This window comes from Micromonospora sp. NPDC047465 (genome assembly GCF_040643125.1).
Lineage (GTDB): Bacteria > Actinomycetota > Actinomycetes > Mycobacteriales > Micromonosporaceae > Micromonospora.
Genome location: NZ_JBEYTP010000040.1, coordinates 1 through 12,266, shown reverse-complemented (window position 1 = coordinate 12,266; position 12,266 = coordinate 1). Strand labels below are relative to the sequence as shown.

Annotated in this window: 12 protein-coding genes; 7 read left to right on the top strand and 5 right to left on the bottom strand. The window is 74.7% G+C overall.

Annotated elements, in window-relative coordinates; all coding sequences use genetic code 11:
* Positions 1-237: 237 nt before the first annotated feature.
* From ABZ793_RS27660 to ABZ793_RS27645, 4 genes are all read right to left on the bottom strand, one after another.
* Complete coding sequence (locus tag ABZ793_RS27660) at positions 238-642, bottom strand: DUF2267 domain-containing protein (RefSeq protein WP_357462130.1); 405 nt, start codon at positions 640-642, stop codon at positions 238-240.
* Between the two features lie 237 nt (positions 643-879).
* The gene (locus ABZ793_RS27655) at positions 880-2,268 is read right to left on the bottom strand and encodes a hypothetical protein (RefSeq protein WP_357462129.1); all 1,389 of its coding nucleotides are present in this window, start codon (positions 2,266-2,268) and stop codon (positions 880-882) included.
* Positions 2,265-3,083 (bottom strand): sugar phosphate isomerase/epimerase family protein, encoded by an 819-nt coding sequence (locus ABZ793_RS27650; RefSeq protein WP_357462128.1) that lies wholly within the window; start codon positions 3,081-3,083, stop codon positions 2,265-2,267. Before ABZ793_RS27650 ends, ABZ793_RS27655 begins: the two co-directional genes overlap by 4 nt.
* A complete protein-coding gene (locus ABZ793_RS27645) occupies positions 3,080-4,120 on the bottom strand; it encodes a zinc-binding alcohol dehydrogenase (protein ID WP_357462127.1) in 1,041 nt (346 codons plus the stop codon). Before ABZ793_RS27645 ends, ABZ793_RS27650 begins: the two co-directional genes overlap by 4 nt.
* Positions 4,121-4,236: 116 nt before the next feature.
* Between ABZ793_RS27645 and ABZ793_RS27640 the strand changes: the two genes are divergently transcribed.
* From ABZ793_RS27640 to ABZ793_RS27620, 5 genes are read left to right on the top strand one after another with little or no spacing between them, the layout of a single operon-like run.
* A complete protein-coding gene (locus ABZ793_RS27640) occupies positions 4,237-5,631 on the top strand; it encodes an extracellular solute-binding protein (protein WP_357462126.1) in 1,395 nt (464 codons plus the stop codon).
* Positions 5,628-6,590, top strand: a complete 963-nt coding sequence (locus ABZ793_RS27635) for a sugar ABC transporter permease (RefSeq protein ID WP_357462125.1) — start codon at positions 5,628-5,630, stop codon at positions 6,588-6,590. Before ABZ793_RS27640 ends, ABZ793_RS27635 begins: the two co-directional genes overlap by 4 nt.
* Complete coding sequence (locus tag ABZ793_RS27630; protein WP_357462124.1) at positions 6,590-7,456, top strand: carbohydrate ABC transporter permease; 867 nt, start codon at positions 6,590-6,592, stop codon at positions 7,454-7,456. Before ABZ793_RS27635 ends, ABZ793_RS27630 begins: the two co-directional genes overlap by 1 nt.
* Positions 7,457-7,504: 48 nt before the next feature.
* On the top strand, positions 7,505-8,062 hold the full coding sequence (locus tag ABZ793_RS27625; protein WP_357462123.1) for a hypothetical protein: 558 nt from the start codon (positions 7,505-7,507) through the stop codon (positions 8,060-8,062).
* Positions 8,038-8,643 (top strand): class I SAM-dependent methyltransferase, encoded by a 606-nt coding sequence (locus ABZ793_RS27620; RefSeq protein WP_357462122.1) that lies wholly within the window; start codon positions 8,038-8,040, stop codon positions 8,641-8,643. Before ABZ793_RS27625 ends, ABZ793_RS27620 begins: the two co-directional genes overlap by 25 nt.
* Positions 8,644-8,715: 72 nt before the next feature.
* Here the strand turns inward: ABZ793_RS27620 and eccB are convergent, their stop codons facing one another.
* Positions 8,716-10,107 carry a type VII secretion protein EccB gene (gene eccB, locus ABZ793_RS27615; protein ID WP_357462121.1) on the bottom strand — a complete coding sequence of 464 codons (1,392 nt, stop codon included), beginning with the start codon at positions 10,105-10,107 and terminating at the stop codon, positions 8,716-8,718.
* A gap of 237 nt (positions 10,108-10,344) precedes the next feature.
* On the opposite strand from eccB, the gene ABZ793_RS27610 reads away from it, so the two are divergent.
* Together ABZ793_RS27610 and ABZ793_RS27605 are read left to right on the top strand one after the other, a co-directional pair.
* A complete protein-coding gene (locus ABZ793_RS27610) occupies positions 10,345-10,614 on the top strand; it encodes a metal-sensitive transcriptional regulator (RefSeq protein ID WP_350711866.1) in 270 nt (89 codons plus the stop codon).
* Between the two features lie 137 nt (positions 10,615-10,751).
* Positions 10,752-12,152: an MBL fold metallo-hydrolase gene (locus ABZ793_RS27605; RefSeq protein WP_357462120.1), complete on the top strand. Its 1,401-nt coding sequence runs from the start codon at positions 10,752-10,754 to the stop codon at positions 12,150-12,152.
* The last annotated feature ends 114 nt before the right edge of the window (positions 12,153-12,266 follow it).

Sequence of the window (12,266 nt, the reverse complement as noted above, 5' to 3'; positions counted from 1 at the left end):
CTCGATACCTGGCGGGAAAGATCATCGTTTAGAGTCCAGCCGAACAGTCGACGGACCCCTCACGCAACGGATGGGTAAAACAGTCCGATCATCCCTCTGGCGCGTAGAGGAGTTTCCGTCTACTTGCGAGCCGGCCGGTGATTCTCCGGCCAGAAGGCGCGTGAACCTTCAGTCTTCCTGCGATCGGGGTCGATGTCCACAGACGACTTTGTGAACGACGGATGACAGGCTGGGTCGTCAGCTGTCATATGGCGGGCGAGGGATCGGCTGGCTCGTGCCGTCGAAGTCCCCGGGCAGCCGCGCGACCATGTCGCGGAACTCGTCGACGGTGACCGCCTCCCGCAGGGTGGCGAAGACGGCGCCGGTGCCGACCCGGGCGGTGGCCTCGTCCACCCCGGCCCGCTCCCCGACGCGGCGCAGGAACTCCGCCGGTCCGAGGGGGGCCGGTCGGCCGTCGGCCGGGTCCGGCCCGGCCAGGTAGCCGTCCAGCTCGTCGGGGAGGTGCCCGGCCAGGTCGCCCGACCGGCCGCCGGTCATCCGCTCCACCATCGTCTGCAGCACGGCGCGGGCGATCGTGGCGGACTGCGCGGTCGACAGCCCCGCCCGGCGGGACACCGCGTCGACGAATAGGGGAAACCGCACGGCGCCCTCCTGTCGTCACCGGCCCCGCGCATACCCGCGCCCGCCGCCGGCAAACGACCCGCCCGCGCGGGCCACCGCCTGACTGCCACCCGCGGACGACCCGGTGCCGCCCACGCGCGCCACCGCCTGCCCGCCCGCCATCGGCCGCCTCCGCGGTGGGCCGAGGACGACGCCGGGTCACGCCGGTGCGCACGGTGCCGCGCGCCCGGGTGGCGGGCGGGCGCCGAGCGGCAGGGCTCAGCCGGTCCGGTCGTCGGCGAGGACGTCAAGCAGCAGCGCGGCGGTCCAGCCGAAGGCGGGCGAGCCGAGCCCGGCGCCGGTGTCCGGGTGGAAGTACTCGTGGCAGCCGGAGAGGGCCACCAGCTCGATCATCGAGTCGCGCAGACCGGCCGCCAGGTCGGGACGGCCGTGGGTGAGCAGCCCCCGGCGCACCAGCCAGTTGACGTTCATCCAACTCGGCCCGCGCCAGTAGCGCAGCGGCTCGAAGTCCGCCGCCGTGCGGTCGTGGCTGGGCAGCGGCCGGTCCATCCGGGCGGCCAACCCGAACCGCGGCGAGCACGCCTCGGCGACCAGCGCCGTGGCCTGCCGGGCGGGCAGGTCGGGCAGGATCAGCGGGAGGAGGCCGAGCACCGTCCGGGCCGGCACGAGGCGGTCGGCGCGCAGGTCCCGGGGCTGGAAGGTGCCGGTCGTGGGGTCGTACAGCCGGCGCACCAGGGCCTCGGTGATCCGGGCGGCGCGCTCCCGGTGCGGGCCGGGGTCGGCCCCGACCACCGGCGCGATCCGGGCCAGCGCGTGCTCGGCGGCGCCCATCGCCGCGTTGAGCAGCGGACACTCCACGAGGAACGGATGGTGGGCGGCCAGTTCCGCGTCGCGGTAGCGGTGCTGCCGGTAGGACGCCACGATCGCGACGTAGCGCGCGTAGTCGAGGTCGGTGGGGCGGTGCGCCGCGTCGGCGTGCGTGGTGTCGTGCCGGCGGTACGCGCGCATGACGGCGGCGTCGGCGGGCACCGCCGCCATCGGCGCGTCCCAGGCGGGGCTGTTGTCCAGCCCGGACTCCCACGGGTGGACGATGCAGGCCAGCCCGCCCCCGCCGACGTCCCGGCGGGTGGCCAGGTAGCGCTGCTGCGCCACCAGCCCGGGATAGAGCCGGCGCAGCGCGGCCCGCCCGTTCTCCGAGGGGCACCGGCGGTACGCCAACCACGCGGCGGGCGCGTGCACCGGCGGCTGGACCAGCCCGGACGTGGCGGCGGCCGGGGCGCCCTCGGCGAGGGCCGAGTCCCAGAACTCCGGCCCCGGGAAGTACGAGCCGACCCGCAGCGCCGGGTTGAACACGATGTGCGGCACCCGCCCGTCGGCCCACTGGGCCCGGAACAGGCTCGCCAGCTCCCGCCAGGCGCGGTCGGGTCGGACGTGGGCCCAGCCGAGCGCGATGAACGCCGAGTCCCAGCTCCACTGGTGCGGGTAGAGGGTGCGCGAGGGCACGGTGTGGTCGTGCTCCCAGTTGCCGTCGAGGGTGGCGACGGCGAGCTGGCGCAGCGCCGCGCCGTCCCGGGCGCCGCCGTCCCGGGCCCCGCCGTCGGCGGCCGTCCCGGTGTCCGGGCCGCCGTCCGCGGTGTCGGTGCTCATGCCGCGGCCTGCCGGGGCTGCGCGTGTCGGAGCACGGCGGCGGCCTGGTGCAGGGCGCGGACCGGATCGCCCCGCAGCCGGCACTCCAGCGCCAGCCAGCCCCGGTAGTCGATCTCCAGCAGGGTGCGCACCAGGGCCGGCCAGTCGAGGTGGCCGGCGCCCGGCTGGTAGCGGTTGGAGTCGCTGACCTGGACGTGCCCGAGGTAGGGCGCGGCGGCGCGCAGGGCCCGGTGCACGTCGTCCTCCTCGATGTTCATGTGGAAGGTGTCCGCCACCACCCGCACCGAGGGCAGCCCGACGGCCGCGCAGAGGGCCACCGCGTCGTCGAGCCGGTTGACCATGTGGTCCTCGTACCGGTTCAGCGGTTCCAGGAAGAGGGTGACCCCCTCGGCGCGGGCGTGCTCGCCCAGCTCGCCGAGGGCGTCGAGGAGCACCTGCCGGTCGCCGGCGGGCGAGCGGGGCGGCTCGAACGGCGGCAGCCGCCGGGAGAACATCCCCCACGCCGCCGGGGTCATCGCGCCGACGCCGCCGAGCTCGGCGATCACCGAGAGCTGCGAGCGCAGGTTGCGCACCGCGTCGCGGGACCGCTCGGGGTCGAAGTCGCCGATGAAGTGGTCCATCTCGACACAGACGGTGGGCATGACCACCCCGGCCGCCCGGGCGCGGCGCAGCTCGGGCAGCCGGCGGGCGAGACCGAGGTCGCCCCGGCCGCGCAGCTCGATCGCGTCGTAGCCGAGCGCGGTGGCGAGCGCGTACTTCTGGATCAGGTCGGTGCCCGGCAGGAGCTGCTCCTGACAGGCCAGGGGAATCGTCATGGGAACCTCAGCACCACTTGGAGGGCGTCTGCGTCACCGCGGTCGAGCAGCGCCAGCGCGTCGGCCACCGCGCTGGCGTCCACGACGTGGCTCACCAGCGGCAGCGGGTCGACGCTGCCCTCGGCCACCAGGTCCATGAAGGTGTGTGCGACGCGGGCTCCGGTCCACCGGCCGGCCATGCCGGGCGCCGGGGTCGGCCCGGATACCTGGGCCGCCACCAGCTGGATCCGGTTGTGGTGGAACTCCTCACCCAGGCCGAGCCCGTCGGCCTGCCCCTGGTAGAAGCCGGCGGCCACGACGCGGCCGGCGTGGGTGGTGGAGCGGATCGCCTCGTGCAGCGCCGGGTAGGCCCCAGACAGCTCCAGGCAGACGTCCGCGCCCCGGCCGCCGGTGGCCCGGCGCAGCACGGCCGCGGCCGACTCGGCGCCCGCGTCGACCGCGATGCGCGCGCCGAGTCGGGTGGCGTGCGCCAGCCGGGCGGGCACCCGGTCGACGGCGACCACCCGGGCGCCGGAGAGGGCGGCGAGGCGGGTGGCGAGCAGCCCGATGACGCCCTGCCCGAAGATGCCGACCCAGTCGCCGAGGTGCAGGTCGCCGGCGAGCACGGCGGTGAGAGCGATCGCCCCGGGGCGGGCGAAGACGGCCGCGAGCGGATCCAGCCCGGCGGGCAGCGGGTGCACCGCCTCGGCGGCCACGACCGCCTCGGCGCGGTGCCCCCAGATGCCCCAGACCACCTCCCCCGCCCGCCGGTCGGCCACGTCGGGCGCGACCTCGACGACCTCGCCGACCTCCTCGTAGCCGAAGCCCACCAGCGGGTACGGCACGGAGGCCTGCCGGGGCACGAACATCCGGCTGACGTCGTCCCAGTCCTTGCTCAGCCGGGGGTTGCTGCCCCGGTAGAGGGTGAGCTCGGTGCCGGCCGAGATGCCGGAGTAGCAGGTGTGGACGCGGACCTGACCGGGCCCGAGCGGATCCGGGGGGCAGGGCTCGAGGCTGATCCGTCGGGGCCCGGCCAGAGAGACAACCCAGTTGACCATGAGTCACATCCCGGTAGCACTGGGCTTCATCGTAGGCAAAAAATCGGCATATGTCTTGTAATTGATCAATCGAAGGCGTTGAATCCCTTGTATACCCTTCGAGAGGAGTGCCACCGATGTCAGCACCTCCGATGCGGATACTCGCCGCCACCCTGATCATGGCAGTCACCGGGGCCAGCCTGCTGGCCTGCGGCGACGAGGAAACCGACAGCGACAGCAAGAAGATCACCGTGTGGAGCCTGGAGGACGTGGCCGACCGGGTAACCGCCACCAAGGCGATCGTCGCGGACTTCACCGCCAGGACCGGGATCACGGTGGACCTGGTCACCGTGAACGAGGACCAGTTCCCCTCGCTGATCGCCTCCAGCGCCGCCGCGGGCGAGCTGCCTGACGTGGTCGGCTCGGTGTCGCTGGCCGGGGTGCGCACCCTCGCCGGCAACGAGCTGCTGCACCCCTCGGCGAACGCGGAGGTCGTCGAGGCGCTCGGCCGGCAAACGTTCTCGCCGCGCGCGCTGGAGCTGACCGCCGACGACGGCAAGCAGCTCTCCGTGCCCAGCGACGGCTGGGGTCAGCTGCTCGTCTACCGCAAGGACCTGTTCGACGCCGCCGGGCTGCCCGCCCCCGACACGTACGAGAGGATCGCCGCCGCCGCCACGAAGCTGAACACCGGCGGCGTCGCCGGCATCACCGCCGCCACCGCCCCCGGCGACGTGTTCACCCAGCAGACCTTCGAGCACCTGGCGCTGGCCAACAACTGCCAGCTCACCGACGACTCCGGGGCCGTGAAGCTGGACTCCCCCGAGTGCGTCGAGGCGTTCCGGTTCTACGGCGACCTCATGCGCACCAGCTCCGTGAAGGGCGCGCAGGACGTGGACACCACCCGGGCCACCTACTTCGCCGGCAAGGCGGCCATGCTGATCTGGTCGCCGTTCATCCTCGACGAGCTGGCCGGGCTGCGCAACGACGCCAAGCCGACCTGCCCGCAGTGTCAGGCCGACCCGACGTACCTGGCGAGGAACAGCGGGTTCGTCACCGCGATCAAGGGCCCGAACGGCGCCGAGCCGGCCCAGTACGGCGAGATCAGTTCGTGGGCGGTGCTCGACGGCGCCGCCGCCGACTCGGCCAAGTCCTTCGTGGAGCACATGCTCGGCGACGCCTACCCGCGCTGGTTCGGCATGTCCCCCGAGGGGCGCTTCCCCGTACGCAAGGGCACCGCGACCGAGCCGGAGAAGTTCCTCACCGCCTGGAACGCCAGCCAGGCCGGGGTGGACGCCAAGAAGCCGCTCGCCGAGGTGTACGGCGAGGAGGTGCTCGCCGGCCTGCGGCGCAGCCCGGACACCTTCCAGCGCTGGGGCCTCGCCCAGGGCCAGGGCAAGCTGGTCGGCGCAATCCTCGGCGAGCTGCCCGTGCCCAGGGCACTGAACGACGTGGTAGCCGGCAAGACCGACGCCGCCGCGGCCGCCGGCCGGGCGAAGAAGGACGTGGAGGCGATCAAGGCGGGCGTCAATTGACCACCGCCGCGCCGGGCACCGGCCGCTCCCCCACCCGGGATCGGCCGACCCCGGCCCCCCGCCGGCGACCGCTGACCCTGCGCCGCCGGGAGGCCCGCGCCGGGCTGGCGCTGGTCGCCCCGACCCTGCTCGTCGTCGTCGCGGTCATCGGCGTCCCCGTCGTCTGGACCGTCGTGCTGGCCTTCCAGCGGGTACGCCTCGCCACGCTGCGCCGCACCGGGCTCTTCGGCGAGTTCACGATGGACAACGTCGAGCGGGTCCTGAACACCCCGGGCTTCGCCGACACCCTCTGGACCACGCTGGTCTACAGCGTGGCCAGCACCGCCGGCTCGATCGTGCTCGGCCTGGTGGCGGCGCTCGTCGTACGCCGGCCGTTCCGGGGCCGCACCCTCGTGCGCGCGTCGATGCTGCTGCCGTACGTGGCGCCGGTGGTCGCGGTCACCTTCGTCTGGCAGGTGATGCTCGACCCCCAGCTCGGCGTCGTCAACGACTGGGGCCGACGGTTCCTCGGCTGGGACACCCCGGTGCCGTTCCTGTCCCAGGAGTCGACGGCCCTGGCCACGGTCATCGCGTTCGAGGCGTGGCGCTACTTCCCGTTCGCGTTCCTGTTCCTGCTCGCCCGGCTCCAGGCGGTGCCCGGCGAGCTGGAGGAGGCCGCCCGGGTGGACGGGGCCACCCCCACCCAGCGGTTCCGGCACATCCTGCTGCCGCAGTTGCTGCCGGTGATCGGCCTGCTGGGCGTGCTGCGGTTCATCATGACGTTCAACAAGTTCGACGACGTCTACCTGCTCACCGGCGGGGCGGCCGGCACCGAGGTGGTCAGCGTCCGGGTCTACGAGTTCCTGACCGCGCGGACGGACATCGGCGCGGCGGCGGCGCAGGCGGTCGTGCTCGCGGTGGTGCTGATCGTGTTCGTGCTGGTGTACCTGCGCTTCTTCGGTGGACGGAGGGTCGACTGATGGACCGGGACCGGATCGAGACGGTGGGCCTGCGCTGGCTGCGCCGGCTGGTGATCGCCACGTTCCTGCTGGTCACCGTCTTCCCCTTCTACTACATGCTGGTGCTCTCGGTACGCCCCATCGAGCGGCTGCTGCTCGACCCCGGCTCGCTGGTGGTGGGCCTCGGCGAGCTGACCTTCGACACGTACGCCGAGGTGGTCAGGGCGGCCGACGACGGCGGCCAGGGCTTCCTCACCTTCATGCGCAACAGCGGCCTGGTCGCCGTCGCGGCGACCCTGCTGACGCTGGCCGTGGCGATCCCCGGCGCGTACGCCGTCGCCCGGCTGCGGTTCTTCGGCCGACGGCAGGTCGACTTCCTCTTCCTGGCGGTCTACCTCTTCCCGTCGATCGTCATCGCGATCCCGCTCTTCGTGGTCTTCACCCGGGCCGGGCTGCGCGGCTCGCTGCTGGGCCTGGTGCTGGTCTACATCTCGCAGACCCTGCCCGTCTCGGTCTACATGCTGCGCAACTACTTCGAGACCATCCCCGTCAGCCTGGAGGAGTCCGCGGCCATCGACGGCGCGGGGCGGCTCGGCATCATCCGTCGGGTCAGCCTCCCCCTGGCGGCGCCGTCCATCATGGCGGTCGCCCTGTACGACTTCATGATCGCCTGGAACGAGTTCCTCTTCGCCCTGCTCTTCCTGGTCGACAAGCCGAACCGGTGGACGGTGTCGCTGGGGCTGGCGCAGCTGGCGGACGGGGTCGAGGTGCCGAAGACGGTGCTGATGGCCGGCTCGGTGATCCTCACCCTGCCCATCGTGATCCTCTTCTTCGCCAGCGAGCGGTTGCTCACGGAGGGGCTCACCAGCGGCGCCGAGAAGGGCTGAGGCGGGCGGGGTTGCCGCACGGCGGGCCGCTGGCCAAGGATGTCCCGGGTGGACGCCTCCCCCGACATCGACACCGAGGCCGGCGTCCCGCCCGCGGCGGCCCCGCCCCGCGTCGGCCTGACCGGCGCGGAGCCGCCCGCCGCGGCCCCGGTCGACGCGGCCCCGGTCGACGTCGCGCCGGTCGGCGTCGCACCGGTCGGCGTCGCACCGGTCGACCGGAGCCCCGGTCGCCGCGCGGCCCGGCTGGTCACGGAGGTCCTCGCGCCCAGCGTGCTGGTCACCGTCATGCCGCTGGTGGTGGCGGCACGCGCCACCGGCAGCCTCGGCGGCGTGCTGCGCTGGGGCGGCACCGCCCTCGCCAGGGAGACGTCGCCCGGCCGTCCGCTCGGCGGATGCGGGACCCGCCGGCCCCGGACGCCTGCGCGGTGCACCCGCCCGTCGGCACCCGCCGCACGCTGCACCCGCCGCACGGTGCACCCGCCGCGAGGGTGCAGCCGCCCTTCGGCGCCCGTGAGCGTGATCCCGTCGGTGCAGGTGTGCCCGCCGCCGGAGGGCCGGCCGGATCCGGCTACGGTGGCGGCATGGGAAAGCCGACCCGTTGGGTGACCGAGACCGGTCCGGAGCACTCGCAGTGGTACATCGACCGGTTCCGCCGGCTGGCCGCCGAGGGGGCGGACCTGGCCGGCGAGGCCCGGCTGGTGGACGCCCTGGTCGCGCCGGGATCCCGGATCCTCGACGCCGGCTGCGGCACCGGCCGGGTGGGCGCGGAGCTGGCCGCCCGCGGGCACGCGGTCGTCGGCGTGGACGCCGACCCGGCGCTGGTGGAGGCCGCCGGCGCCGACCACCCGGGCCCGCGCTGGCTGGTGGCCGACCTGGCCGAGCTGGACCTGGCGGCGGCCGGGGAGCCGGAGCCGTTCGACGCGGTGGTCGTCGCCGGCAACGTGCTGGCCTTCGTGGCCCCCGGCACCGAGCGGGACGTGCTCCGCCGGATCGCCGCCCACCTGCGACCCGACGGCGTGGTGGCGGTGGGCTTCGGCACCGACCGCGGCTATCCGCTCACCGACTTCGACGCCGACGCCGTCGCCGCCGGGCTGCGGCTGGAGCACCGCTTCGCCACCTGGGACCTGCGCCCCTGGCGCGACGACGCCGACTTCGCCGTCACCGTGCTGCGCCGCCCCGCCGCCTGAGCCTGCCCCGCCGCCTGAGCCGGGGCGTCGCCTGAGCCTGCCCCGCCGCCTGAGCCAGGCGTCGCCGGCCAGTCAGGCGGGAGTGGCGACGACCCGCGCGACGGCGGGGTCGAGCGTGGCGCCGGCGGGCACCAGGCTGACCAGGCCCGCCGGCAGCCGCAGCGGCCGGACGTCGCGGTAGCCGAGCATCCCGCGCACCTCTCCGCCGGCGAGCACGTACCGCCGTCCAAGGTCGGTCACCACGGAGACCGCGCCGCCGGGCGCGCCCGGCGCCGCGACCGATTCGACCACCGCGCCCCGGCCCGGCTCCACCACGACGTGGTCCGCGCGCACCCCGCCGCCGGACGCCGGAGGCGGGGTGCGCGGCGCGGCGGCGAGGTCGGGCAGCCCCACGCCGAGCCTGACCTCGGTCGCGCCGCCGTCGTCACCGACCCGGACGCAGAGCGCGGACCCGTCGGGCGCGGCCAGGCGGGGCGGCGCGGTCGGCGGAGCGGTCGGGCCGGTCGGCGCGAGGTCGGGCAGCTTCGGCAGCGCGGCGAAGCGCCCGAGGGTGATCGGCTCCGGTTCGCCCTGACCGGTGCGGGCGAGCAGCAGGCCGGCCTGCAACTCGGTGATGCCCGCCAGGCCGTCCCGCAACGCGACGGCGTACTGCCGGCCCCCGCCGGAGTTGCGTACCAGGTAGACGTCGCCGATCCGCGCCCCGGACACCCGCGCCGAGCGTTCCCCCTCGGCGGGCAGGGCCAGCGGGGCCAGGTCGGCGCCCGCGGGCAGGCTGTTGAGCAGCGCCGGCGCCGCCGGGACCGCCCGGGCCCGGGTGGCCGCCAGGGCGGCCAACACCCGGTTGGGGTCGCGCAGCAGGTAGCGACGCTGGTGCCAGACCAGGTGCAGCGCGCCGTCGGGGTGGCGCAGCAGCAGCGCGTCCTCGCCGAGCGCCCGGCCACCGTCGCCGGCCACGCCGATCAGCAGCGCCGACCGCGGCGTCGACCGGTTGTCCTCGGGGGCCGCCACGGAGCAGACCGTCCACGGCGCGGTCGACAATCGTCCGGGCGCGGGCAGCGAGTCGGGGGCGTCGGCGATGCCCAGCGGCAACCCGCGCGGCACCCCGTCGATGGCGCGGCGGGAGACGAGCACGGTCTTCGGCCGGTCCGCGCCGATGATCAGCAGGGCCGACGCGTAGTTGAGCACCGGGTGCAGCTTCTGCTCCCGGTAGACGAAGCGGGCCCCGGACTCCTTCTCGACGATCACGGCGCCCGGGTCGCGCCAGCTGCTGCCCCCGCCGGCGAAGAGGCCGTAGAGGGCGAAACCGCCCAGGCCGATGGCCGCGACCAGGACGCTGGCCAGGGCCGCGCCGGCCAGCCGCCGGAACGGCGACTGCGCCGGGTCGGTCTCCCGCATCACCAGGGCGGCGACCGCCCGCTGGACGGTGAACTGGTACGAGTGCAGCTGGTCCTGCCGCGACGGCATGGGGTCCCTTCCGGTGGTGCGGTCGGGGCACAGGATAAGCGTTCCGTCGATGTCCCGAGGACCCTGCGTCGCGGCGGCACGGCCCCCGCCGTCGCCGGCGTCACCCAGGGTGGGCGCTCCGGCGGATCAGGCCAGGCCAGGGGGCACCCCCGGGGACTGGCACCCACTATACCCCCGGGGGTAGCATGGCGTCATGGGGTACCCCCGGGGGTATAGTGGGTGACGAGGAGGTGCGGAGTGAAGCTTCGACCCGAGATGACGAGCGACGCGCTGACCCGCCTGAAGCGGGCCCGGGGGCAGCTCAACGCGGTCATCGAGATGATGGAGACCGGCCAGGACTGCCGCGACGTGCTGACCCAGCTCGCCGCGGTGTCGAAGGCGATCGACCGGGCCGGTTTCAAGATCATTGCGTCCGGGATGCGGCACTGCAACGCCGCCCGCGAGCGCGGCGAGGCGCCGGAGATGACCGAGGAGGAGCTGGAGAAGCTCTTCCTCTCGCTGGCCTGAGCACACCGGCACGGAGCACCGCCACCCACGTCGCGTGACAGCGACGTGGGTGGGTAAGCAGTGCGCACACGTCGACAACCGCGGACGTGTGCCCGTCGGATACCCCCCGGGGTATGAATCCCACAAGGAGCACGGCAATGGCAGTTGAGGTGTCCGTCATCGCGACGTCCTCGCTCGGCGACCGCAGTTACCTGGCCTCCGACGGCGCGGTGGCGATCGTCGTCGATCCCCAGCGCGACATCGACCGGGTCATGTACCTCGCGGGCGCCAAGGGCGTGCGCATCACCCACGTGGTGGAGACCCACATCCACAACGACTACGTCTCCGGCGGCCTGGAACTGGCCCGGCTGACCGGCGCCGACTACCTGGTCGCCGCCGACGACGAGGTCGGGTTCGACCGGACCCCGGTCGCCGACGGCGACACCGTGCCCGTCTCCGGCACGATGCGGCTCCGGGTGGTGGCCACGCCGGGGCACACCTTCCACCACCTGTCGTACGCGCTCGACGAGGCCGACGACGGCGGCTGGCGGCCGGTCGGGGTGTTCACCGGCGGCTCGCTGCTCTTCGGCACCACCGGCCGCACCGACCTGCTCGGCGCGCAGCACGCCCACGAACTCGCCCACCACCAGCACGCGTCGGCGAAACGGCTGGCCGACCTGCTGCCCGACGGGGCCGAGGTGTGGCCGACCCACGGTTTCGGCAGCTTCTGCTCGGCCAGCCAGTCCGACGCGCCGGAGTCGACCATCGGCCGGGAGAAGCGGGCCAACCCCGTGCTGCGGCTGGCCGCCGACGAGTTCGTCACCGAGACCCTGGCCGGGCTCGACGCCTACCCGGCCTACTACGCCCACATGGGCGTGGCGAACCTCGCCGGTCCGGCGCCCGTGGACCTCACCCCGGTCGCCCGGGCCGACGCCGCCGCGCTGCGCGAGCGGATCGCCGACGGCCAGTGGGTCGTCGACCTGCGGCACCGCAAGGCGTACGCCGCCTCGCACCTGGCCGGCACCGTCAGCCTCGGGCTCGACGGTCCGATGTCGACCTGGCTCGGCTGGCTCGTCGACTGGGGCACACCGATCACCCTGCTCGCGGAGACCGCAGCGCAGGTCGCCGACGCCCAGCGCGAACTGGTCCGCATCGGCATCGACCGGCCCGCCGCCCAGGCCACCGGGACGGCCGAGCAGTGGGCCGCCGACCCGGGGCAGCTGCGGGACCTGCGGACCACCGACTTCCCCGCGCTGGCCGCCGCCCGCGCCGGCAACACCCCGGCGGGGCTGCCCGCCCCGGACGTCGTGCTCGACGTCCGGATGACCAACGAGTGGCGCGCCGGCCATGTCGAGGGCGCCGTGCACATCCCCCTGCCCGACCTGCCGGCGCGGCTCGCCGAGGTGCCCCCGGGCGTGGTCTGGGTGCACTGCGGCTCCGGGTACCGGGCCACCGCCGCCGCGTCGCTGCTGGCGAACGCGGGCCGCGAGGTCGTGGTGCTCGACGACGCGTTCGCCCGGGCCGAGGCCGCCGGCGTCGCCATGGTCGGCGGCGCCTGACCTGAACCTGGCCGCCGGCCGCCGCCCGCCGCGCGCGGCGGACAGCCCCCCAGCGGCGGGGGGGCCCCCCGAGAGGCGGTGGGAGGGGAGCACCCGGGGGTGGGGGGCGCCCGG

Coding starts and splice junctions, on each gene's coding strand:
- ABZ793_RS27655 (WP_357462129.1), bottom strand. CDS start 2,268: ATGAGCACCGACACCGCGGACGGCGGCCCGGACACCGGGACGGCCGCC.
- ABZ793_RS27650 (WP_357462128.1), bottom strand. CDS start 3,083: ATGACGATTCCCCTGGCCTGTCAGGAGCAGCTCCTGCCGGGCACCGAC.
- ABZ793_RS27645 (WP_357462127.1), bottom strand. CDS start 4,120: ATGGTCAACTGGGTTGTCTCTCTGGCCGGGCCCCGACGGATCAGCCTC.
- ABZ793_RS27640 (WP_357462126.1), top strand. CDS start 4,237: ATGTCAGCACCTCCGATGCGGATACTCGCCGCCACCCTGATCATGGCA.
- ABZ793_RS27630 (WP_357462124.1), top strand. CDS start 6,590: ATGGACCGGGACCGGATCGAGACGGTGGGCCTGCGCTGGCTGCGCCGG.
- ABZ793_RS27620 (WP_357462122.1), top strand. CDS start 8,038: ATGGGAAAGCCGACCCGTTGGGTGACCGAGACCGGTCCGGAGCACTCG.
- eccB (WP_357462121.1), bottom strand. CDS start 10,107: ATGCCGTCGCGGCAGGACCAGCTGCACTCGTACCAGTTCACCGTCCAG.
- ABZ793_RS27605 (WP_357462120.1), top strand. CDS start 10,752: ATGGCAGTTGAGGTGTCCGTCATCGCGACGTCCTCGCTCGGCGACCGC.